Origin of the sequence: Acetobacter tropicalis (genome assembly GCF_030644465.1) — a bacterium.
Taxonomy (GTDB): domain Bacteria; phylum Pseudomonadota; class Alphaproteobacteria; order Acetobacterales; family Acetobacteraceae; genus Acetobacter; species Acetobacter tropicalis.
This window is the reverse complement of record NZ_JAUYUW010000001.1, coordinates 440607-462465: the sequence shown is the minus strand read 5'-3', so window position 1 is coordinate 462465 and position 21859 is coordinate 440607. Positions and strand designations below refer to the sequence as shown.

The following is a 21859-nucleotide window of genomic DNA, read 5'->3' as shown; positions in this document are numbered from 1 at the left end:
ATCTGTTCTATTCCCTTCACGCCAGTGCGTCACTCAGCGGCTTTTTTCTCAGTGGCCAGACAGCCCTCCCGCGTACAGTGCCGAAAAAGAAACTCATGGCTTCCATTCCAAGACCGCTGGCGCTGCCATGGGGACCATTTGTGCCCCAGAAGGCGGCAAAGGGCACGTGATCTGAACCACCTCATCCTTTTGCTTTCTGGATCGAATTTATCTGGTTAGAAATCACAACACGGTCCTGCTTCAAATGGCGCTTATCTGGAGGTGGAGTGTAGGTCCGTATTCGCCGCAGTTCCACCCCCGTACGCCTTTTACAGGGGAACGCCCGTCCAGCGTCTCTTCTCTGCTCTGCAAGAACAGCAGACAGATTAAGTTCGACACGGAAGACGTGAAGACCCGACAGTTATTTCTAACTGAGTGATTTTATTGAATTTTAGGAAAATGGTGGAAGGAGTTGGATTCGAACCAACGTAGGCGTACGCCAGCGGATTTACAGTCCGCCCCCTTTAGCCACTCGGGCACCCTTCCGGCTTGTTGAGGAGTGAACTAAAGGCAGGGGGGGGCGTTGTCAATGGCCTGTTTTCATTCTCTTTCCTCTTTCTCCAAAAAACTTTCTCTTGAGCGGCTGGACACGGTATCGGCTTGTCGGTGATGGTGCGGCGATGCTGATTTTTTGAGCGGGAGAGACTTTTTTGAGCAAACATAGTGCGACCAAGCGGCATACTCCGCGCTCTTTGGCCGCGTTGGACATCCCTGTGGTGGCTCTGACCGCCTACACTACCCCCATGGCCAAACTGCTGGACCCGCATTGTGATCTCTTGCTGGTGGGAGATTCGCTTGGAATGGTGGTGTACGGCATGGAGTCAACCTTGGGCGTGACGACAGACATGATGATTGCCCACGGCCAGGCCGTGGTAAGGGGCAGCCAGCACGCCTGCGTGGCCATAGATCTGCCTTTTGGCAGCTATCAGCAGAGCCCGCAGCAGGCATTCCAGACCTCCGCCGAGATTATGGCGCGCACAGGAGCCGGATGCGTCAAGCTGGAAGGCGGCGTGGAGATGGCCGAAACCATCCATTTTCTGACCCAACGCGGCATTCCGGTTATCGGTCATATCGGACTCAAGCCGCAGGCCGTGCATACTCATGGCGGCTTTCGTACCGTAGGGCGGGGGAATGAAGCCGAGCAGATCATGAAGGATGCGCAGGCTGTGGCAGACGCGGGAGCGTTTGCCATGGTGATTGAAAGCACCATGGAACCCTTGGCGCGGGCCATCACGGAGAGCGTGCCCGCCCTGACCATTGGCATTGGGGCATCCCCTGCGTGTGGCGGGCAGGTGCTGGTTGGCGAGGATATGCTCGGCCTGTTTTCTGATTTCACCCCCCGCTTTGTGAAGCGATTTGGCAATCTGGGTGCAGAAGTGGACAAGGCTGCTGCGGCCTATGCAAAAGCGGTGCGCAGCCGAGCATTTCCGGGGCCGGAACAGTGTGTTGGTATGCCCAAGGAGTAGGAGGAAACCATAAAAACTGGTGAGAAATTTATAGTCCCCGCCAGTTTTTAACGTGCTGTTACCGTTCTTTCAGTCAGGCGGAAGGACAACCCGCCTTACTGGTAACGGGCAAGCCACCAGCCGTAAGATTTTGGTAAGAGAGCTGGGGCTTCCTTGTTGTGCACGGCGCGCGCTGCGGCATAAGGCCAGTGCGGGTTGGCCAGCAGGGGCCGCCCGATGGAAACCATCTCAAGTCCGCCGGTGCGGATTAGCGCATCGGCCTGTCTGCCCTCACTGATGTACCAGGAGGTGGAAACAGGAATGCCGGTTTCCTCACCCACGCGCCGGGCCCATGGCCCCATGAACGCCGGACCCCACGGAATTTTGGCTTCCGGTGTGGAAAAGCCGATACTGACATCCAGAAAATCCAGCCCTGCTGCACGCAGTTTCTGAAGAAGGCTGATGGAATCCCGGAATGTTTCTTCATCCCGGCCATCAAATTCAATCACGCCAAAGCGGGCGGAAAGCGGCAGATTGTCCGGCCAGACTTTTCTGACAGCTTCTAGTGTTTCAATAAGGAACCGTGCTCGATTGTCAGCAGAGCCACCATACTGGTCTGTCCGCTGGTTGGAGTGAGCGGAGAAGAAACTTTGCGCCAGATAGCCATGGGCAAAATGCAGCATGAGCCACTGGAAACCGGCATCCCGTGCGCGTTCTGCAGCTTTGACAAAATCAGCTTTGACGCGGGCAATATCATCCAGTGTCATCTCGTGGGGCTCGCGCGGCAGGTTTGCCCCGAAAGCAACGGGTGAGGGGGCAATAGGCTGCCAACTGCGGGGATCATTTTCCGGAAGATGGTCATCACCTTCCCACGGCACATTGGCGCTGGCCTTGCGGCCTGCGTGCGCAATCTGGATTCCGGGCACGGCGCCTGCCTTGCGGATGCTTTCCACGATGGGAGCAAAGGCGGCAGCCTGTTCATCATTCCACAAGCCAAGGCAGCCCGGCGTGATGCGCCCTTCCGGAGAAACCGCAGTGGCTTCCACCACCACAAGGCCGGAACCACCACGCGCCAGAGAGGCATAATGCACGCTATGCCAATCATTCGGTACCCCGTTCTGCGCCATATACTGGCACATGGGGGCTACCATGATGCGGTTGCGCAGGGTGATGTCCTTGAGGGTATAGGAGTCGAAAAGACCAGCCATGAAAAGCACCTTTTGTTGGAGTCAGTCTGGTAAGTGTATAGTTCGACTATAATCGAACTATTGAAGTCCGCAAGGGGCTGACAGTAAGGAGAGGATATGAAGCAGTATGAGCACCCTCCGGCTGATGCGTTTGAACTGACGGCAATCCTGCACGCGCTGGCAGATCCGTATCGTCTTTCCGTGGTGCGGAGGCTGGCGCAGGCTCAACCCCAGCCTTGTGCGCCGCTACAGGCGGGACGGCCTAAATCCTCCACCTCTCATCATTTCATGGTGCTGCGGAAGGCAGGAATTGTGCGGACGGAGGTTGTGGGCACCACCCACATGAACAGCCTGCGTGATGCAGAACTTGAAGCCCGCTTTCCCGGCCTGCTGGCCTCCGTGCTGAAAGCTGCTGCAATGACACCATTGGAGGCTTGTGTTCCCGCTGCTTCCTGACATGCGTGAGCCGTGAGCCGTGAGCCGTGAGCCGTGAGCCGTGAGCCGTGAGCCGTGAGCCGTGAGCCGTGAGCCGTGAGCCGTGAGCCGTGAGCCGTGAGCCGTGAGCCGTGAGCCGTGAGCCGTGAGCCGTGAGCCGTGAGCCGTGAGCCGTGAGCCGTGAGCCGTGAGCCGTGTTAGGGCACCAGTACGGCTGCGCCATCAAACCGCCCGTGGCGTAGATCATCCAGCGCCGTGTTGGCGTCTTTCAGAGCATAGGGCGTGGTGGTTGTGCGAATCCCGATTTTGGGAGCGAGTGAGAGGAATTCCAGCCCATCTTGCCGGGTGAGGTTGGCCACGGAAACAATCTCCCGTTCTTCCCACAGGCTATCATAAGAAAATGCCGGAATCTCGCTCATATGAATGCCCGCACACACAACCTTGCCGCCTTTGCGGAGGGTTTTCAGAGCGGTTGGCGCCAGACTGCCAACGGGTGCGAAAATAATGGCGGCATCCAGTTGTTCTGGCGGACGCTCATCAGACCCTCCAGCCCAGCTTGCGCCGAGTGCGCGGGCAAAATCCTGCGTTTTGGTATCGCCGGGGCGTGTGAAGGCGAAAACCTTCTTTTTCTGCCAGACCAGAACCTGCGCAATAATATGAGCCGCAGCCCCAAAGCCATACAGACCGACTTTCTGTGCATTGCCCGTTTTGGCCAGAGAGCGCCAGCCGATCAATCCGGCACAGAGAAGGGGAGCCAGTTCCACGTCTGATCCCTCTTCTCCTAACGGGAAGGCAAAACGGGCATCGGCCACGGCTTGCGTGGCATAACCGCCATCACGCGTGTAACCGGTAAAGACTGGATGATCGCACAGGTTTTCATGGTGGCTGTCACAATAGGGGCAGTGGCCGCAGGTGTGGCCCAGCCACGGAATACCCACCCGTTGCCCTATAGCCAGAGAGGAAACGCCTATTCCTAGTGCGTCCACACGCCCGATAATTTCATGTCCTGGCGTTATGGGGAGGGTAGGGTGTGTCAGGTCTCCGTCCACAACGTGCAGATCTGTGCGGCAGACACCACAGGCCAGCACCTTGACCCTGATCTCACCGGGGCCGGGGGTAAGGTCTGGCAGTTCTTCCCACATCAAAGGGGTGCGGGGCTTGTGCAGACGCATGGCGAACATGAGACAAAATGCCTTCTTCATGCAAAAGAGAACACAATGGTCTTACACCAAGGACATTGTGTCCTTGATCCTGCTCATTGCTGTGCGGGTGGACTGTTCAGCAATGGAACGGCGCGGCCTCCGGCCTGTTGGGTGCTGGCCTGCACCTGCACACCCAGCACCTGCCAGCCATCCTGCGTTTTTGTAAGCACCGGCGCACCGCTGCTGCCGTGTGTGCCCGCGCAATCATGTGTGAACAGTGTATGGCCGCTCAGATCCTGCGAAAGGCCGGTAATGTGGCAATTCAGATCAGCAGTGATGATGTTGGGCTGGTTCTGTTCATAGCCGCCCAACAGGACGGGGGTGCCGGGCGTTATGTCCGCCGGTCCTGCCGTTACATGAAAGACGTTCTCGGGTCTGGCGATGGGATGATCAAGCACCAGCGTGGCATGATCCTGCCCAGCGGTGCGGGCTTCCTCAGCGGTGGTATAACCGGGGGGAATCATCACGCGCACCACGCGGGCGTGGGCGGTGTAATGGTCTCCACTGTAAGCGAGAAGAAAATGCACGCTTGAGGGGCGGATAAACCGCTCCGTAGGGGAAAGCCACAGACAATGGGCGGCTGTTTCTACCAGAACGGGGCTGATCAGAAAGCCCGTGCAGCGGCTCCCCAGTTCGGTCTGCACCCGGCCAATGGCGGACCATGGCATCTGGCCCGTATCCACCCGCTGGCGAGGGTCTTCTGTCCCCACGCCGGGCAAATGAGTGCGATAGGCTGGCCCCTCTGCATGTGCCGAGGGAAACGCCAGTCCCAGAAAGAGCACGCCCGCCAGTGGAATGCCTTTGGGAACGTGTTTGCCGTGAAGCCCAAAAGCGTTGGTGCGAATGAAAAGCTGACGAGGGAAGAAAGTTTTTTCTAAACGGCAGGCAGAAAAATGGTGTCGCCTGCCGCGTGGCAAAAGGGAAAACAAATGGCGGATTTTATGCGCCATAGCCCTGCGGGTGAACTTTACGCCACGCATAGGCAGTTTCCACAATCCGATCAATATCCGTAAATTCCGGAGCCCAGCCAGTTGCTTCAATCAGGCGGGCAGGGCTGGCAACCAGACAGGGCGGATCACCCGGACGACGATCGCCCGCCTTCCAAGGAACTTCTAGGCCGGTGACACGCGCCACACTTTCAATAATTTCACGGTTGGAGTTGCCGCGTCCGGTTCCCACGTTGAAGGTCACACTTTTCTCGTTCAGCAGCGGCAGAACGGCCAGATGAGCGCGGGCAAGATCGGTCACATGCACGTAGTCACGAATACAGGTGCCGTCTGGTGTGGGGTAATCCTGCCCAAACAGGGTCAGGGCCGGGCGGCGCTGGAGAGCCGCGTCAATGACCAAGGGAATCAGATGTGTTTCAGGCCGGTGATCTTCGCCCGCACGGCCTGCCGGGTCTGCCCCAGCAGCGTTGAAGTAACGCAGGCACGCGCTCTTCAACCCATGGATACGGTCGGCCCAGTACAAAGCGCGTTCAACCATGTATTTGCTCTCACCATAAGGGGAGCCGGGGTCAACGGGTGTATCTTCACTGATGGGCGCATCTCCCGCGGAACCGAACAGAGCGGCGGTGGATGAGAATACAAACCGTTTGATGCCGTGACGCACGCAGGCGTCAATCAATCCGAACCCGATGCCCGCATTGGCGGACATATACAGCATGGGGTCCTGCATGCTTTCGCCCACCAGAGAAAGGGCGGCAAAATGCAGCACGCCATCCCACGGGCCGTCTGCCAGAACCTTGTTCAGGCACTCCAAATCCGCCAGATCTCCGTGAACAAAACTGGCCTGTTCGGGCACAGCAGCCCGGTGGCCGGTGCGCAGGCTGTCAAACACCACCACGTCATGCCCGTCATCCAGCAAGGCAAGAACAACGTGGCTGCCAACATATCCGGCGCCACCGGTCACAAGAAAACGGGCCATGTAGAATGCTACTCACACTTATGAAAAAGATGACGGAACCTTAAGGTATTTCATCACCAAGGCGCAAGCGGCGGCGTGCGATCAGAAAGGTTTCAACAGCCGATCCAGATAGTCCAGTTCCTGTTGCGGGCGCGTGCGGTCTGAATCACGGCGGCGGAGTTCCTGCTCAATGTCACGCGCACGCTGGCGGGCGACGTTGTCAGGCACGTGCGTGCCATCATCCGGGGCCTGATCTCCCCCTTCTCCCAAGCGCCGCCCCAGTGGGTCACGCTTGCCTTTCTGCTGGTCCTGTTCGTCATTTTCGTCCGCATCGTCGGATGGGGTTGAGCCATCGTCCCCGTTGCTGGTGCTACCTTGGCCCTGCTGGCCGCTCCCCTCTCCACTGCCGCCAAAAGCGGGAATAAAGCTGGGGGCTCTGCTTTTGCCATCGCCTTTCATGGCGTCCTGCATCTGCTGGCGGCCTTTGCGCAGCGCTTCCAGTACTTTTTCCTGCGCCGTGGCGGCTGCTGAATCTTCTCCATCGCTCAATGCCGTGCGGGCGTCCTTCATGCTCTTTCGGGCATCATCAAAAGCGGGTGGCGTTTTGCCTGTCAGTTCCTTGAATTCATCTTTTAGTTCATCCAGCGCCCGTTCCAGCGCGTGCTGGGTGGCGCGGTCCGTCCGACGGGCGGCAGCCTGCTCTTCCGCTTTTGCCGGGTCGATCATCGTCTGCGCGGAAGGTTCCTGTTGTGTCGGCGAAGGCTGGCCGGGGTGAGGGGGGGCGCCCCCCGGAGGCTCTTCCTGCTGGTCCGTGCCGGGAGGGACAGGCAGGCCGAGCTTACGGAGAAGCTCGGAGGTAGACATGCTGCCGTAATCCTGATCTCCATCACCGCCATCATCTTCCAGCGCGTTCTGCTGCCGGGCCTGCGCGCGCAGCACCTCATCCAGTCGGGATTGCGCGTGATCCAGGAGGGAGGTCTGCTTGCTGGTGAGGTCTCTGAGCGCGGCGGCCTGTTCGCGCGCCTTCTGCTGCGCCACCATCTGGCGGGCAAGGGCGGCCATGTCCTGCGGGGTGGCGTTGCGCATCCGCTCCGTGGCGTCTTCCATCTGTTGCAGGCGCTCCAGCGCATCGCCCGAACGGCCATTGGCGGCATCATTCTGCAACTGCTTCATCAGCTTGGAAAACGCCTTGTCCCCCGCGCGGGAGAGGCCGGGCAGATCAGGAATGGCGGTGTGGTCCCGTAAGGCTTGGGCGGCAAGAGCCTGCATCTTGCGGGCAATGGCGTTTTTCAGGGCTTTCAGCCGCTCTTCCAGTTCCTCACGCGACTGTTGATCCTGTTTTCCGTCCTCACGCATGTGGCGGAGCTGCTGTGCGACAGCAGCCTGAGCGGCTCGGGCATCAATGGAGGCCTGTGCGGACGCATCATCCCCGTTGCGCCGATCCTCAATATCCAGCGCCAGATCCCACATCAGGCCTACGGCACCCAGACGCGCGGCCTCATCGCTGATATCAGCATTGTCCAGCATGGCGACAATGCTGGTGAGGTTCAGGAACATGCCCGTATGATCATTGATCGGGCCGGGTGTTTCACCTAGGGCGGCGAGGTCCGTTGCCGTACCGCTGCGGCTTTCACGCTCCAGCGCATAGCGTTTGCGCAGATCCAGCACCGCGCGCGCCACCGGCGAATGGAAGACGCGTGCGCCAAGCCGGAATGTGACGCTCTGGCTTTTCCCTTCATGTCCGCTGATGGACTGGGCTACCACGCGGCCCGTAACGTCTTCTCCCGCCCATGGGTCTTCCGACAGATCAGGAGAGACAACGCCTTTGACAGATTTTGGGTGGCCGGAAAGCGGAAGGGGAACGGTGAGGGTGCGGGATGGACCGCGTCCCGGATGCACCAGATGCAACTGCACGGTAAGGGATGAAAGACCGTAAGCATGCGCCGCTTCATACGGCAGACGTGTACGCCAGTCCCCTTTGCCAGCACCGGGGTGGGGGCCCCATTTGGCCGTGGGGGCTGCATCCGGCAGCACCGTAACGGGCCATTGCGCGAGTGTACGGCCACGCCCAGCCAGACGGATTACGCCGGTATGGTCCAGCGTGACTTCCAGCTTCCAGCTTCTGGCATCCAGTTTCTTGTGTTGTTCCTCTTTCAACACCATACCATGTGCGCTGCGCACAACCGGATGGGTGGAAAGGCCTGTGACTATGGCTGTCAGCCGTGCGCCTTCCGGTACAGAGGGGGCAGTGCGTCCATTGCCCAGAAAAATAGGGGCATCCGGCGCGTAAGAGGGCGGGGTAATCCATGCTTCCACATGGGGCATGGGTACGTTCGGATCATCCCGGCCGGGGATGAAGGCAGCCAGCACACGGCCCGGTGCCGTAGGGCCCGCCACAATGCCTGCGGAAACCAGCGCCAGTACAAGGGCACCAGTGGCGATACGGCGGACAGGTGTTGCCGGAATAAGATTAGGCCACCCCGCACGCAGGCTGCCAAGAGAGGCCAGAATCCGCTGCTGATGCGCCTCCCATAGGGAGAGCGTGCCAGCATCCACAGCCCCGGCAGGTTTATCTGTCAGGGTGGCGAGAGGCTGGTTATGTAAGCCGGAGGCACGTTCAATGCGCCGGTCTATGGCGTAACGGGAAGGGGGGCGCAGGGCTGACAGGTCACGCTGTAGCCGCCAGCCGCAGAGGCTGAGCCAGCCAGCCACCGCCACCAACCGCAAGCCATCGGGCAGGTGTTGGGGCAGGCGAAGCAGCCCGGCCAGAGTGTAAAGGCCCAGAAGCCCGGCAGTAGGCTGAAGGGCAGGCCATAAACGTTCCGCACGTAGCACGAGGGCTGCATGTTGGCGGGCTGTTGCCAACCGCGCGGCCAGAGAGCCGTTCTGCGCCGTGGTGGAGGCCAGGTCGTGTTTCAGATCACCTGTCTTCATACGATCCCGGCGAGATGGGAGGGCACAATTTCATCCTGCCATAGTTCTTCAACGGTCTGCCTGCTGCGGATAACCTGCCATGTTTCATTGTCCACCAGCACTTCCGCCGCCAGTGGGCGGCTGTTGTAGGTGGAACTCATAACCGCACCATAAGCGCCCGTGTCCAGAATAGCTATGCGGGAACCGCGCTGCATGGGGGGCAGCAGACGGTCCCGTGCAAAGGTATCACCACTTTCACACACCGGGCCAACAACATGCGCGTGGGCCGCGGGCAAAGCGGCCTCATGCGCGCTGAGCGGCACAATGCCATGCCATGCATCATACATGCTGGGGCGCAACAGATCATTCATGGCGGTATCCAACACCAGAAATGGCGCTTCGTTTCCGCGTGCCTTGTGCAGGATGACGCTTCCCAACAGCACACCCGCCGGGCCGATGGGCCAGCGGCCCGGCTCAATGGCCAGACGCACGTTCAGATGCCCAAGCTCCGCCTTAATGGCTCCGGCCAAGGCTTCCGGCTGGCCCTCAGGCTCATTGCGGTAGGAAATGCCAAGGCCGCCGCCGCAATCAATGACTTCCACCGTCTGGCCCGCAGCACGGACGGTCTGCACCAACTCCGCTATGCGTGCATAGGCGGCGCGATAAGGGGCTGTGGAGAGAATCTGACTGCCAATATGGGTGGAAAACCCCACGGCCCGGATGCCGGGCAGGCTGGCTGCGTGCGCGTAGAGAGAGGCCGCATCATGAAACGGAATGCCAAATTTGTTCGCCGCCAGCCCCGTGGTGATCTTGGCATGGGTTTTGGCATCCACGTCCGGGTTGACGCGCAGGGTTATGGTGGCGGTGCGGCCTAGCTTTTGGGCAATGGCGGAAATAACATCCAGTTCTTCCGCACTTTCCACATTGATCTGGCCGACGCCCAGCCCAATGGCCTGTTCCAGTTCTGCGTCTGTTTTTCCCACGCCGGAGAACACAATCCGCTCGGCTGGCATGTCGGCCTTTATGGCACGGGCCAGTTCTCCGCCGCTGACAATATCCGCACCAAACCCCTCGGCGCGGAGAAGAGACAGAATGGCCAGATGATCATTGGCTTTCAGGGCGTAATGGATGGCGACATCCAGCCCGGCCTGCTGCATGGCGGACTGCATACGGTGCATACGGCTGCGGAGCGTGTTCCCGCCAATCACCCAACAGGGTGTGCCCACGGCATCGGCTATGGCGTTCAGGGGCACGCCTTCCAGCATCAGGCCGCTATGAACATCCATTTTCAGGTGCGGATGCGTAGCCAGAAGCTCTGCAACGGAAGGGTCTGCATCAGTATAGGGAAGAACGTCGGCCATTGGATGAGGGAAGCCTTGAAGTCGAATAAGAAACTGCGGCTTCTGTCAGAATGCCGCAGCGTGGGAGAACGGAACAGCACAGCGATAGTCCCGCCACACATACCGTTTTTGATATGTATGCCGGAAGTATCACCCCGGATCATGCCAGACTCACCTGCCTTTGCCCATGGTGCAGTGGGTGGAAGGCAATGGCAGGCAGTGTTTTTTCAGGCTTAATCGTTCGGCGGATAAGTCCGCGGGTAGGTAATCCTGTCTGATGGGCCGGGCGCATGGGGCGAGCCCTTCTTGCCGCATCCGCTCAAAGGCAGAGCAAGAAGAACAAGTGCCAGAAAGCCCAAGGTGAAGCGTGTCATGCCTGTGGCGTCCTTTCCGGGCTATTGGGCCGCGCTATTTGCGGAGGTGGAAGGTGCATCCGCCGCAAGGGCTTCCTGCCATTTCCGGGCTTCCCGCAGAACATTGGTGGAGGCGGTGCCGCCCTCGCTGGTGCGGGAGGCAATGGAGGCTTCAACAGTCAGAACGGAATAGATGTCATCCGTAATGCCTGGTTCTTCCGCCTGCATTTCAGCCAGAGAAAGATCCGCCAGATCAACGCCCTTTTCTTCAGCCTTGGCAACCAGACGACCAGTTACATGGTGTGCGGTGCGGAAAGGCACCTTGAGCACTCGTACCAGCCAGTCCGCAATGTCTGTGGCCGTGGAGTAACCCGAGCCTGCCAGAGCCCGCATCTGCTTTGTGTTGGCCGTCATGTCCCTGATCATGCCGTCACAGGCGGCAAGGGACAGGGTGGCGGCATCGGTCGCAGCAAAAACGGGTTCTTTGTCTTCCTGCATGTCCTTCGCGTAGGCCAGCGGCAGGCCTTTCATCACCGTCAGCAGGCTGACAAGGCTGCCGGTAATGCGGCCCGTTTTGGCGCGCACCAGTTCGGCGGCATCCGGGTTGCGCTTCTGCGGCATGATGGAGGAGCCGGTGGTGAACGCGTCAGACAGGCGGATGAAGGAGAAGGGGGAAGAACACCAGATAACAATCTCTTCCGCCAGCCGGGAGAGATGCATGGCCATGATGGACAGCGCAGACAGATATTCCAGCGCAAAATCTCGATCAGACACGGAATCGAGCGAATTGGCGGTCGGGCGGTCAAAGCCCAGCAGGCCAGCGGTCATGCTGCGGTCAATGGGGAAGGACGTTCCCGCCAGCGCGGCGGACCCCAGAGGGCATTCGTTCAGGCGTTTGCGGGTGTCAGCCAGACGGCCCCGGTCACGCGCCAGCATTTCCACGTAGGCCATAAGATGATGGCCGAATGTGACAGGCTGCGCGGTTTGCAGATGCGTGAAGCCGGGCATGGGGTCTGCGGCGTGTTCTTCTGCACGGCGGGCAAGGGCCCGCATCAGGGAGGCCACCTGCTGGTCCACCCCGTCAATGGCGTCACGCACCCACAGGCGGAAATCTGTCGCCACCTGATCGTTACGGGAGCGGGCGGTATGCAGGCGTTTGCCAGCCTCGCCAATCCGGTCGGACAGGCGCGCTTCGATATTCATGTGAATATCTTCCAGCGCTTCTGAAAATTCAAACCGGCCCGCTTCAATATCCTGCCCAATGGCGGTCAGCCCATTGCGGATGGCGGTTTCATCATCCTTGGAGATGATGCCCACATGCGCCAGCATGGCTGCATGGGCGAGTGATCCCGCAATATCCTGTTTCCACAGGGCTTTATCAAAGCTGATGGAGGCGTTGATGGCCTGCATGATCTCTGAAGGGCCACCGGCAAAGCGGCCGCCCCATTGCATGTTGGCATCTTTCTGTGATGCGGTTTCTGTCTTGCTTGCGCTGCTCAGAGACATGTCATGCCCCAACCCGTGTCCTTAAACCTGATACGAAAGCACGCACCCTACTGATGCGTGCCCTGTGGCGCAAACGCTAGACGCAGGGCATGATGCATTCCAAGCCTGTTGTGGGGGCGGGGCTGCCCTGTTGCGCGGAATGGTTTCTGCCCGGCAGGAGAGGCCGTATCCTCCGCAGGAACAAGGACTTGAATTTCAGGAGCTTCTTATAATGACTGCCACAAAAAACCTTGAAACCTTTGGTGTGATTGATCCGGGCACCAACATCCTGCTTGAAGTGATTCGCTCCCCCAGCGCTATTGAAGCCGTAAAGCGGCTGGAAGAAAAAATGCGGGGCGCGGAGTATGTGGCATCTCGCACCTATGCGCAGGGCGGGGAAGAATCGCTCAACGGCACGGACCCCGTTTATTGGGTCTATACGCTTGACGACTCCGGCCTGGACGCCGAAGGGCTGACCCGTGATGATGCCGGTCTGGTGCGTGAAAGCGCCGATGAAGTGGGTGTGTTTGTCTCTTCTCCCAAAGTGACAAGCTAAGAGGCTGCGCGTAGCGCGTCAGCCCTACCGGGCGGACGGGGATTTTGCGTCTGCCTCCTTAATCGGACGGCAGGCGCACAATAAGGAGCATTTTTCGGACGAATCTTGTGAGGTGTCCGGTTCAGAATGAGAATGACGGAGGGCGTGGCTTTACGCCTTTCACCGCAAGAACGTAGCGGAAAGCGGCTGCTCAGCTATGGTTGTCCTGCTCTCGCGTACGGCGGCGTGGTGGATGACCTTCTCAGGTGAGGCGATCATTCGTTCAAGTAGGGGGCGAGTTTTGACCCAACTTTAGGGGCAAGGTTGAATAGGACCGCGTTTGAAAGGCGCTTTGTGATCGGCACCCGCGAGGAGAACACCGATAGGGAAGACCTTTCGGGACGATCATTCTGAAAGGGTTGACTGTTCAGAGCTGGTTTGTTCCGGACTACCCCTTCCGGGAAGAATGGATTTTTCTTGCTGGTGGTGTCTGCTAACGCCGCCATCAGTATGCGGGTTGCGGCAGAATGATAGTGAAAGAGCAGGATTGAGATAGGGCATGACGGGCGAGGCAATGACGGACGAGAAGGCAGCGCCCGGCGTGGCAGTTTACGGAACGGATGGCGGCGGCCCGTTTGTGTTGGTCAGCGATCATGCTGGCCGGGCTGTGCCTTCTTATCTGGGTGATCTGGGCGTGAGCGCCGAAGACCGTGCCCGCCATATTGGCTGGGATATTGGCATAGACGGTGTGGGGCGCGCTCTGGCGCAGAAGCTTCAGGCCGTGCTGATAGAACAGGTTTATTCGCGGTTGGTGATTGATTGTAACCGCGCGCCCGGCCACCCCACCTCCATTGTCAAAATCAGTGATGGCACACCTGTTCCTACCAACCATGCGCTTACGGCGGAGCAGATTGCGTATCGGGAAGATACCATTCTCCATCCTTACCATGCGCGCATTACGCAGGAGTTGGATGCGCGGCTAAAGGCAGGGCGACCGACCGTGGTGGTGGCGCTGCATAGTTTTACACCGGAAATGGGCGGCCTGAAGCGTCCGTGGCAGGTCGGGTTGCTTCATAATCATGATAAACGGCTGGCCGTTCTTCTGATGGAATTGCTGCGCAAGGAAGGGCTGACCGTAGGCGATAATGAGCCTTACGCCTTGACAGATACCTCTGATTACACAGTTCCCACACATGGAGAAAAACGGCAGTTACCCCATGTGGAAATTGAAATCCGGCAGGATCTGATTGATCACCCCGCCGGGCAGGAGGAGTGGGCCGCACGGCTGGCGCGGTTGCTGCCGCAGGCATGGGCGCTCTTCTGCCAGACCTATGGGGTAACACCCGGCGCGCAAGCTGATGCGGAAGGGGCTATGACATGACCGCACACCCGAAAATGCCTCCTTTGCCTCGCCAAATTCTGACAGGCAAAGCCCGGCTGGCTGGTGTGCTGGGTTGGCCTGTTTCGCACTCACGCTCACCCGCGCTGCATAATTACTGGCTTTCCCGTTATCAGATTGATGGCGCTTACGTGCCCTTGCCTGTGGAGCCCGCCCATTTTGTGCAGGCGGTGCGGGGGTTGCAGGCCGTGGGGTTTAGAGGGGCCAACGTGACCCTTCCTCACAAGGAAGCGGCATATGCCATAGCGGATGATCTGGATCATTCCGCGCTGCGTGCCGGGGCTGTGAATACGCTGGTGTTTCAGCCGGATGGGCGTATTCGTGGTGTCTCCACGGATGGAGATGGTTTTGTGGCCAGCATGGAAGCGGAAGGACTGGCCCCCAAAGGACGTGCCTTGTTGCTAGGCGCGGGAGGGGCTGCTCGTTCCGTTGCGGCGGCCTTGCAGGATCATGGCATGGCGGTAGCTGTTACCAACCGCACGGCCGAGCGCGCGGAAAAACTGGCCGAGGCTCTGCCGGGGCTGGGTGTGGTGCCGTGGTCCGTATGGGAGGAGCAGTTGGGTGACTATACGCTGCTCATCAACACAACGTCTCTGGGCATGGAGGGGGGGCCAGATCCCATGTTCCGGCCGAACCTGCATCATGCTGCTCGGCATCTGGTGGTGGCGGACATTGTTTATGTGCCGCGCCTGACACCTTTGCTGGCGGAGGCGGAACAACACCGCCTCAAAACACTGGGCGGGTTGGGTATGCTGTTGCATCAGGCGCGTCTGGGCTTTCGGGAATGGTTTGGGCATGATCCGGATGTGGACGCTGATCTGGAAGCCTACGTGCGCGCCAGCTTCTAAAAGGGATAAAAGGGGCGAGGCATAACGTGCGTACGCATCGGGGCATGCATATTCTGGGGCTTACAGGCGGCATGGGCATGGGCAAAAGCACCGTGGCCACCATGTTGAAAAAAGCGGGGCTGCCTGTTTTTGATTCGGATGAGACCGTGCGCCGCCTGCAGGCTGATCATGGTCCTGCATTGCCTGCCATAGCCAGACTGGTGCCGGATGCCGTGCAGAATGGGCGGTTGGATCGTGCCGTGTTGCGGCGCGCTGTTACAGGCAATCCGGGATTGTTGAGGCAGCTTGAACGGGTGATTCACCCCATGGTATGGGCAGCCCGTAACCGTTTTCTGGCCCACTATCGGCGTGTCGGCACGCCGTGGGTGGTGCTGGATGTGCCCCTGCTGTTTGAGACAGGGGGCCAGAAAATGTGTGATCATGTTCTGGTGGTCTCTGCTCCTGCCCGGGTGCAGGCGGCGCGCGTGGCGCGGCGGCGCGGGGTGCCTATGGCCGAAGCCCGAAAGCTGATTGCACGCCAGATGCCGGACGCCAGAAAACGGCGGCTGGCTGACACAGTGATAGAAACAGGCGTGGCGCTGCCCGAAACCAGACGGCAGGTGCGCTGCTTACTCAAGGCATTGAAGCAATGAAACGTTCCATCCTGTTTGATACGGAAACCACCGGCCTTGATCCGGCCACCGGGGACAGGGTGATTGAAATTGCGGCTGTGGAACTGGTGGGAGACCTGCCTACCGGCAAAAATTTTCGCGTGCTGATAGACCCCGAGCGTGACGTGCCGGAAGAAGCCTCTCGCGTGCATGGGTTCACGGCGGCGGATCTGGAGGGCCAGCCCAAATTTGCCGAAATTGCGGATGAGTTTCTGGCCTTTATTGGTGATGATCCGCTGATTGCCCACAACGCACGTTTTGACTTTGGCTTTCTGAATGCGGAACTGAAGCGCGCAGGCTACAAGCCGCTGGATATGGCGCGGATGGTGGATACGCTGGACATGGCGCGGGAACGTTTCCCTGGTATGCCCAATAGTCTGGATGCGTTGTGCCGTCGCTTTGGTGTGGATCTGTCAGCCCGAACTACCCATAACGCGCTGTTGGACTGCAAACTTCTGGCCGAAGTCTATCTGGAACTGATGGGAGGCCGCCAGCATGGTTTGGGGCTGGTGGCGGATGGGGAGCAGGCCCCTACCATTATCTATCAGGGGCCGGCTCAGCGTCGTGTGGTGCGTGTTACACCCACGGCAGAGGAACTGGCGACCCATGCAGCATTTGTCGCCAAGATCAAAGAACCCGTGTGGAACACGTAACGGTTTCCTGCATCAGTTTTTAAAAAACTGTGGCCATTTGTTGAGGTCGCCATGTTTCTTCTTTCTGGAAAACATGGCACAACGGACAGATGCTGCCTCTGGACCCCCGGAATTTTTGCGGCCCGTCTGTTTGAAGTAAGGAGCCTCTTGATGCGCTCTGCATCTGTTCGCGTTGTTGCTGCCTTGGCCCTGTGCGGCTCGTGGTCCCTTACCGCGTGTGCCCAGTCTCCGCTGGGACCTGTAACCGGCGAGGTTTCTTTCCACACCCGCTCCGCTGATCTGGGCCTTGGTTATACGTGGGGCAACGGGGTGCTGACCTACGGTGGCCGCACCTATCCTTTCTCCGTCAAGGGAGCATCCGCCGCAGCCGTTGGGTATTCCTCGGGTGATAGCGTCGGCAAGGTGTACAACCTCCAGCGGATTGAAGATTTTCAGGGCACCTTCTGGGCGCTTTCAGGTGAGGCTACGGTGGGCCGTGGTGTGAGTGGTGTTTTGATGGAAAATGATAACGGCGTGCGCATCCGGCTGGATTACACCCGTAGCGGTGCCCGTTTTGCCGCGTCTCCTTCCCGTTTGACCGTCCATTTGCTCAAGCCTGCCAAGACTTTAACGGACGCAACGCATTCTGCTCCGGCGGCACATTAGTAATAGCCAGCAAACTCTTTTCGGCTGATCTTTCTGGCGCCCCTTCAACGCCCGGCCACCATACGGTGTCCGGGCTTTTTTGTGCAAATTTAGGGAGTGGATGAGCCGCTTCTTGGTGTTCCTAATGGGGCAGCAAGGGCCGGTTCAAACGGCGTGAGGCTACCGTCACCCGGGTGCGCGGGAATATGGAGCAGCGCCATGACAAGGAAATAGACATTCACGTTGTCAAAGGCTGGCAGAACCTCATGCGGCTTGAAGTCCGGGCCATTGGCAACAAAAAGGGCGTTCATGTCAGGCAGGGCAGGATCATACCCGTGTTCACCATGAATGACGCCTTTTGACGGATCAGGCGCGGTATTCAGAATAACCCACCCTTGCTGCGCAAGGCAGATATAGGCCGGAACACGGGGGTTGGTGCCGTAATGGAAACGGGCAGGAATGGCCTCTTTCTTCCAGCATTCCATATGGTCATGCGGGCGCAGAAGGGCTTTTTCCAGCTTTGCCTGCTTGCCGGGAACTGCATCAACCCCAGCGTAGGCACCGCCCGTCACCCAGCGATAGCTTGAGGCAGGAGCCACCTTGTCCATTTCAATAAACTGGTCCTTGCCCACGCTGGCCATGCCATGGTCTGCCACAACAATAATGTCGGTTGGAATATGGCGTTTGTGCAGCCCCTCAACCAGACGGCCAATGCCCGCATCCACATCCTGAAGGGCGGCGTTGACCTCTGGAGAGTCCGGCCCGAAATGGTGGCCAGCCGTATCAACCACGTTAAAATACAAGGTCGAAAAGTGGGGGCGCTTTTCTGCCGGGGCATCATACCAGGCTAGCAGCTTATCCACGCGGTCTGTGTCTGACATTTTATAGTCAAACGGCAGCCATTCATCCGGCCGGGTATCATGCACCGCACTTTCCGAGCCGGGCCAGAACAGGGTGCCCACATTCAGGCCGTGCTGTTTAGCCGTTACCCAGATTGGGTCAGCCTCACTCCACCAGAAGGAGTCCGTGCTCCGCATGGTGAATTTCTGGCCCGGATGGTCTGGGTCATAAAAGGTGTTGCCCACAATTCCGTGGTGATCCGGCCGCAGTCCTGTAACGAGCGTATAATGGTTAGGGAACGTGATGGATGGAAAAGACGGATGCATGGCTTCCGTGCTCACGCCATTCTGCGCCAGAGCCTGAATATGCGGGGTTAGCCCGCGTGACAGATACTCGGTGCGGAACCCATCCAGCGAGACCAGAATAACAGCCGGAGGCCCCTGCCATGCGGTGGAAGGAGGAGAGGTGGCGCAGCCGCTGGTCAGCGCCAGCAGGGCCGCACTTATCAGGCCTGGAATAAGTTTTTTCATGGCCCTGAGTGTAACAGTGCTCTTACGTCAGGCGAGAGACATATTACGCTTTGGGTACGACATTTTCATGACATTCCCAGTGAAAGAAGCAGGTCACGATGGAAGGGCAGGCCGCGTTACGCCAGTTCTGAGGGCTCAGCGGACGGGTGGGGCTTCTGTCAGAAGGCGCACAGTTTTGGCCAGGACGGTGTGTTCATCAAACAGCGCGAGGGCACGGGTGCGCGCCGCACTGCCCATTTGTGCCCGAAGTGCGGCATTCTGGCTGAGGGTGCGGAGCGCCCCAGCCAGCAAGGCTGGGTTAGCAGGCGGCACAAGAAGACCTGTTACGTTGGGGATCACCTGTTCGCGCGGACCGCGGATATCCGTGCTGACTACCGGCAAGCCTGTGAGCATGGCTTCGATAATCGACATCGGCAGTCCCTCAAAGTGGCTCGGTAACGTGAAAATATCCGCAGCGGCCAGTAGGGCAGGAATATCTTCACGGTAGCCAAGGCATTTCAGACGGGAGCCAAGGGTAGTCCGGGCCTGCTCAAAACACGTATCCAGCACGCTGCCATGGTCTGATGGCAGGCGGTCTCCCACCACCCAGAGTTCGGCCTGCGGGACGGAGCGCATGGCGTCCAGCAGTTCCGGATATCCTTTGTGGCGTACCAGCCGTGAGACAACAATAATAACGGGAGTATGCTCGGAGGTGCCGATTTCCTGCCGAATGCGGCTGCGTGCAGCCTCATCTGGCCGGAAGCGGGTGCTGTCCCGCCCATTGCCAACGGCAATAGGATGCGGATGAATACGGAGCCGACGCGCATCTTCTGCTTCTTCCTGAGAAACGGTCAGGAAAATATCCGTTACATGCCCGCAGAGTTTTTCCAGTATCAATGCCAGAATACGGCGTGCGTGTGAGCCGGGCTGATTGAACAGAAACCCGTGGCACGTATAGGCAATGCGCGGCACCCGGCACAGCTTGGCTGCCAGCCGTGCCAGAACCCCGCTAATGGGCATGTGGGCATGCACCAGATCAGGTTTTTCACGGTGTATAAGCTGGAGAAGCGCCCAGAAAGCCCGTGCCTGAGCAACGGGAGAAAAAGACCGCGCAAAAGGAAGGGCTTCCACCCGAAACCCTTCTGCGCGCGGTTGGGCCAGAAGCGGCCCTTCTGCACAGACTCCAACAACCTCGTGTCCATCTTCCCGTAACGTGCGCATCAGCGGCAGCAGGAAGTGGGTGAGCGAAAAATCGACGTTCGTGATTTCCAGAATTTTCACGATGGAGGCGACTTATTCACTCACCAGAGACAGCGCCCAGCGGATGGGGGGGCACAGCGGTGGTTGCAGGGCAGGCTGTTGCGTCAGGGCAGAGGGAGCGGAAACGGGTTCCGCGCCGGAGGCCCGTGCGGCTTCGGCTTTTCTGGCCTGCCGGGCTGCTGCCGCTTCTGCTGCGGGAGTGCGGTTCTGCTCCGCAAACAGGCTTTCCGCCATGGTGACTGTGGTCCGCTGAGGGGTGTAATGCAGGTGGGCAACCCCGGCCAGTAGAGACGGCACACTGTCTGCCGGTGGCGGATCACGCATGATGGGAGCGTATTCATCCTCTTCATCCGGCGGCTGAGAAGCGTCAGCAGAAGAGGCTTCCTGTTCGGGAGCAAGCGAGTCTGTTTCCTCTAACTGTGTCGCGGTTTCCGGTGGATGGGATATTTCTTCCGGCTGGGTAGCCGGTGCATCAGGCACGGACGGAAGCGCGCTGTTGTGTGGCTGCTCTGTTTCCTGAAAGAGGGGCGCTTCATCAGAGACGGCGGAAGCTGTGGACAGATCTGCTTCGGTATCCTCGCCGTTTTCTGGGGAAGGTGTTGTGTGCTCCTCTGGGGCCGGTGGGTCTTCTGGCTCAGGGGGCAGCGTGGGGAACAGAACAATCTGGAGCGTTGCCACCCGTTCCGGGCCACCCAGATACACGCTCTCTTCTACGCTTGCGTGAGCATCTGACTGGAAGAGCCAGCTTTCTTCATGCGTATAAAGCAGAAAACCATTTTCTACCTGCTCAACCATAACTTCGGGGTGCAGATGGAACCTGACACAGAAATCCGCCCGTGTGCCGCCGTGCAGCGTTTCCTCACCCCGGAGGGTCTGGCCATCCTTGCCCAGATAAAGCTGGCGGGAATAGAGGCCACCGCCTTGTGGCTGATAGCCATCATGCGTCATTTGCAGCCAGTGCGCGCCATCCTGCGTCACATGGGTGCGGGTAATTTTTGGCCGTTTGATAACGGCCCCCGTGGCGTCAACTACCATGGGGGAGATATCTGCAAATTCCAGCACGGAATGCGCAGCCGCCTGCCGCAACGCCTGAGCCCATCCGCGTTGGGTGCTGGCACCGCAATTAACAATCAGGCGTTGCCTACCAGACGAGAATTCAAAGGACAACATACCCGCGTGGGCGGTTTTGTCATGCCCCGGCGCGGCAGGGGCATCTGCATCCACAAGCAGCAAAGCACGCCCACTGGCTAACCGCAGGAAGCCAGTCTCCGGCAGGCTTGCGGCCAGAACGCGACTGCGGGAGGCCCGGTTGAGCACATGCTCTACCAGCAGGGGGTTTTGTTCCGCACTGCCGTTAAACAGCATCAGCCCGCCATCCCCATGGCGCATCGCGCGCAGGGCGGGCGCAGCGCGGTTGGCCGCTTCCATCAGGGTTGTCGGGAGGGGCAGGCGCGCCAGTTGAAGGATGCTGAGCATTTCAGCCAGTTCACGCACAGCCTGAAACTGATCTTCCGGACAGCGGGTTACAGGGCCACCATCCGGCAGAAACTGCTCGCTGATAGCGTTATCAATCAACCGGAGATAGCGGGAGAGAAATTCCGGCTGATCTGGAATGGCGACAGCAACAGCAAGCAGGCCTTTCAGGGCGGTCAGCGCATGCCAGCCTTGTACCTCTTCGGGCATGAGAGCCATGATGGAGCGGGCTTCCATCATGAGAGCCGCCATCAGGGATTTCCGAAATCCGTCATCAGCGGCGGCGGCAAAAAACTCGTAATAGGACAGCCACGCGGCCAGACGTGCGCCGGTAATGGAGGGGTCGGAAATGGGGCGGTCAGCCGCAGGCATGGCAATCCATGTTGCCACCAGACTGCGTGCTTTGATGCGGGCGGATTCTGCCCCCAGTTCCCGCAGATCCCGCAGCCAGACAAAGCTTTGCAACCATCTGCGGTAGGCATCCGGCCATGCAGGATTATCCCACTGCCGATGTTGCAGGTTGCGGAGCTCGCCTTGAAAAAGCGTCTGGTTACGCACCAGTTTTTCGCCCACAATTGCATCACCGGGCCATGGGTCCCGCAAGGTCTGGGCCGGGCCTTCCGGCACACGGCCAAAGCCGCCCAAGGGATTACGCATGGCGTAGGCAAGGCGGGCGGTTCGGGTCCAGCGGCGCAGGGGCATCAGATGGTGGGTGCTCCGGGGCTAGAGGTGATCTGACTGCGGGGGTTCAGACTAAACGCCCC

19 protein-coding genes and 1 tRNA gene are annotated in these 21859 nt (G+C 59.3%); 8 read left to right on the top strand and 12 right to left on the bottom strand.

Going from position 1 to position 21859, the window contains the following annotated elements; translation table 11 throughout:
• Positions 1 to 439: 439 nt before the first annotated feature.
• Positions 440 to 525 (bottom strand) — tRNA-Tyr (locus tag QWU00_RS02070).
• A 164-nt stretch (positions 526 to 689) separates the two neighbouring features.
• Here QWU00_RS02070 and panB point away from each other — a divergent pair.
• Positions 690 to 1505 (top strand): 3-methyl-2-oxobutanoate hydroxymethyltransferase, encoded by an 816-nt coding sequence (gene panB / locus QWU00_RS02065; RefSeq protein WP_035379277.1) that lies wholly within the window; start codon positions 690 to 692, stop codon positions 1503 to 1505.
• 95 nt (positions 1506 to 1600) lie between these two features.
• Here panB and QWU00_RS02060 read toward each other — a convergent pair whose 3' ends face one another.
• Positions 1601 to 2692 carry an NADH:flavin oxidoreductase/NADH oxidase gene (locus QWU00_RS02060; RefSeq protein WP_035379274.1) on the bottom strand — a complete coding sequence of 364 codons (1092 nt, stop codon included), beginning with the start codon at positions 2690 to 2692 and terminating at the stop codon, positions 1601 to 1603.
• Between the two features lie 96 nt (positions 2693 to 2788).
• Here QWU00_RS02060 and QWU00_RS02055 point away from each other — a divergent pair, with 96 nt between their 5' ends.
• A complete protein-coding gene (locus QWU00_RS02055; protein ID WP_035379272.1) occupies positions 2789 to 3127 on the top strand; it encodes an ArsR/SmtB family transcription factor in 339 nt (112 codons plus the stop codon).
• Positions 3128 to 3303: 176 nt separating this feature from the next.
• On the opposite strand, the gene QWU00_RS02050 is transcribed toward QWU00_RS02055, so the two are convergent.
• The 7 genes from QWU00_RS02050 to argH form a co-directional block, all read right to left on the bottom strand.
• The gene (locus QWU00_RS02050; protein WP_035377555.1) at positions 3304 to 4287 is read right to left on the bottom strand and encodes a zinc-dependent alcohol dehydrogenase family protein; all 984 of its coding nucleotides are present in this window, start codon (positions 4285 to 4287) and stop codon (positions 3304 to 3306) included.
• A gap of 74 nt (positions 4288 to 4361) precedes the next feature.
• Positions 4362 to 5288: a trypsin-like serine peptidase gene (locus QWU00_RS02045; protein WP_231551546.1), complete on the bottom strand. Its 927-nt coding sequence runs from the start codon at positions 5286 to 5288 to the stop codon at positions 4362 to 4364.
• Complete coding sequence (gene galE / locus QWU00_RS02040; protein ID WP_035377557.1) at positions 5248 to 6234, bottom strand: UDP-glucose 4-epimerase GalE; 987 nt, start codon at positions 6232 to 6234, stop codon at positions 5248 to 5250. Before galE ends, QWU00_RS02045 begins: the two co-directional genes overlap by 41 nt.
• An 81-nt stretch (positions 6235 to 6315) precedes the next feature.
• On the bottom strand, positions 6316 to 9147 hold the full coding sequence (locus QWU00_RS02035; RefSeq protein WP_035377559.1) for a DUF4175 domain-containing protein: 2832 nt from the start codon (positions 9145 to 9147) through the stop codon (positions 6316 to 6318).
• A complete protein-coding gene (lysA, locus tag QWU00_RS02030) occupies positions 9144 to 10487 on the bottom strand; it encodes a diaminopimelate decarboxylase (RefSeq protein ID WP_035377561.1) in 1344 nt (447 codons plus the stop codon). The genes QWU00_RS02035 and lysA overlap by 4 nt, the downstream gene beginning before the upstream one ends.
• A gap of 212 nt (positions 10488 to 10699) precedes the next feature.
• Complete coding sequence (locus tag QWU00_RS02025; RefSeq protein WP_166443778.1) at positions 10700 to 10840, bottom strand: hypothetical protein; 141 nt, start codon at positions 10838 to 10840, stop codon at positions 10700 to 10702.
• Between the two features lie 21 nt (positions 10841 to 10861).
• Complete coding sequence (argH, locus tag QWU00_RS02020) at positions 10862 to 12325, bottom strand: argininosuccinate lyase (protein WP_035377562.1); 1464 nt, start codon at positions 12323 to 12325, stop codon at positions 10862 to 10864.
• 211 nt (positions 12326 to 12536) lie between these two features.
• Between argH and QWU00_RS02015 the strand changes: the two genes are divergently transcribed.
• The 6 genes from QWU00_RS02015 to QWU00_RS01990 all read left to right on the top strand — a co-directional run bounded on the left by QWU00_RS02015 (position 12537) and on the right by QWU00_RS01990 (position 17034).
• Complete coding sequence (locus QWU00_RS02015) at positions 12537 to 12860, top strand: hypothetical protein (protein ID WP_035377564.1); 324 nt, start codon at positions 12537 to 12539, stop codon at positions 12858 to 12860.
• Between the two features lie 553 nt (positions 12861 to 13413).
• Complete coding sequence (locus QWU00_RS02010; RefSeq protein ID WP_150395587.1) at positions 13414 to 14220, top strand: N-formylglutamate amidohydrolase; 807 nt, start codon at positions 13414 to 13416, stop codon at positions 14218 to 14220.
• Positions 14217 to 15086, top strand: a complete 870-nt coding sequence (locus QWU00_RS02005; protein WP_035377568.1) for a shikimate dehydrogenase — start codon at positions 14217 to 14219, stop codon at positions 15084 to 15086. Before QWU00_RS02010 ends, QWU00_RS02005 begins: the two co-directional genes overlap by 4 nt.
• Positions 15087 to 15130: 44 nt before the next feature.
• Complete coding sequence (coaE, locus tag QWU00_RS02000; protein ID WP_035377570.1) at positions 15131 to 15718, top strand: dephospho-CoA kinase; 588 nt, start codon at positions 15131 to 15133, stop codon at positions 15716 to 15718.
• Positions 15715 to 16389 carry a DNA polymerase III subunit epsilon gene (dnaQ, locus tag QWU00_RS01995; RefSeq protein ID WP_035377572.1) on the top strand — a complete coding sequence of 225 codons (675 nt, stop codon included), beginning with the start codon at positions 15715 to 15717 and terminating at the stop codon, positions 16387 to 16389. The genes coaE and dnaQ overlap by 4 nt, the downstream gene beginning before the upstream one ends.
• Positions 16390 to 16539: 150 nt before the next feature.
• Positions 16540 to 17034, top strand: a complete 495-nt coding sequence (locus QWU00_RS01990; protein WP_035377786.1) for a hypothetical protein — start codon at positions 16540 to 16542, stop codon at positions 17032 to 17034.
• 89 nt (positions 17035 to 17123) lie between these two features.
• On the opposite strand, the gene QWU00_RS01985 is transcribed toward QWU00_RS01990, so the two are convergent.
• The 3 genes from QWU00_RS01985 to QWU00_RS01975 form a co-directional block, all read right to left on the bottom strand.
• Complete coding sequence (locus QWU00_RS01985) at positions 17124 to 18383, bottom strand: alkaline phosphatase family protein (protein ID WP_035377575.1); 1260 nt, start codon at positions 18381 to 18383, stop codon at positions 17124 to 17126.
• Positions 18384 to 18518: 135 nt separating this feature from the next.
• On the bottom strand, positions 18519 to 19643 hold the full coding sequence (locus tag QWU00_RS01980; protein ID WP_035377577.1) for a glycosyltransferase family 4 protein: 1125 nt from the start codon (positions 19641 to 19643) through the stop codon (positions 18519 to 18521).
• 12 nt (positions 19644 to 19655) lie between these two features.
• Positions 19656 to 21797, bottom strand: coding sequence for a heparinase II/III domain-containing protein (locus tag QWU00_RS01975; protein ID WP_035377579.1), 2142 nt, complete (start codon positions 21795 to 21797; stop codon positions 19656 to 19658).
• Positions 21798 to 21859 lie beyond the last annotated feature (62 nt).

Excerpts from the sequence above, each read along its gene's own strand:
- QWU00_RS02060 (WP_035379274.1), bottom strand. The coding sequence starts at position 2,692 with ATGGCTGGTCTTTTCGACTCCTATACCCTCAAGGACATCACCCTGCGC.
- QWU00_RS02055 (WP_035379272.1), top strand. The coding sequence starts at position 2,789 with ATGAAGCAGTATGAGCACCCTCCGGCTGATGCGTTTGAACTGACGGCA.
- QWU00_RS02050 (WP_035377555.1), bottom strand. The coding sequence starts at position 4,287 with ATGTTCGCCATGCGTCTGCACAAGCCCCGCACCCCTTTGATGTGGGAA.
- QWU00_RS02045 (WP_231551546.1), bottom strand. The coding sequence starts at position 5,288 with ATGCGTGGCGTAAAGTTCACCCGCAGGGCTATGGCGCATAAAATCCGC.
- galE (WP_035377557.1), bottom strand. The coding sequence starts at position 6,234 with ATGGCCCGTTTTCTTGTGACCGGTGGCGCCGGATATGTTGGCAGCCAC.
- QWU00_RS02035 (WP_035377559.1), bottom strand. The coding sequence starts at position 9,147 with ATGAAGACAGGTGATCTGAAACACGACCTGGCCTCCACCACGGCGCAG.
- lysA (WP_035377561.1), bottom strand. The coding sequence starts at position 10,487 with ATGGCCGACGTTCTTCCCTATACTGATGCAGACCCTTCCGTTGCAGAG.
- QWU00_RS02025 (WP_166443778.1), bottom strand. The coding sequence starts at position 10,840 with ATGACACGCTTCACCTTGGGCTTTCTGGCACTTGTTCTTCTTGCTCTG.
- argH (WP_035377562.1), bottom strand. The coding sequence starts at position 12,325 with ATGTCTCTGAGCAGCGCAAGCAAGACAGAAACCGCATCACAGAAAGAT.
- QWU00_RS02015 (WP_035377564.1), top strand. The coding sequence starts at position 12,537 with ATGACTGCCACAAAAAACCTTGAAACCTTTGGTGTGATTGATCCGGGC.
- QWU00_RS02010 (WP_150395587.1), top strand. The coding sequence starts at position 13,414 with ATGACGGACGAGAAGGCAGCGCCCGGCGTGGCAGTTTACGGAACGGAT.
- QWU00_RS02005 (WP_035377568.1), top strand. The coding sequence starts at position 14,217 with ATGACCGCACACCCGAAAATGCCTCCTTTGCCTCGCCAAATTCTGACA.
- coaE (WP_035377570.1), top strand. The coding sequence starts at position 15,131 with ATGCATATTCTGGGGCTTACAGGCGGCATGGGCATGGGCAAAAGCACC.
- dnaQ (WP_035377572.1), top strand. The coding sequence starts at position 15,715 with ATGAAACGTTCCATCCTGTTTGATACGGAAACCACCGGCCTTGATCCG.
- QWU00_RS01990 (WP_035377786.1), top strand. The coding sequence starts at position 16,540 with ATGCGCTCTGCATCTGTTCGCGTTGTTGCTGCCTTGGCCCTGTGCGGC.
- QWU00_RS01985 (WP_035377575.1), bottom strand. The coding sequence starts at position 18,383 with ATGAAAAAACTTATTCCAGGCCTGATAAGTGCGGCCCTGCTGGCGCTG.
- QWU00_RS01975 (WP_035377579.1), bottom strand. The coding sequence starts at position 21,797 with ATGCCCCTGCGCCGCTGGACCCGAACCGCCCGCCTTGCCTACGCCATG.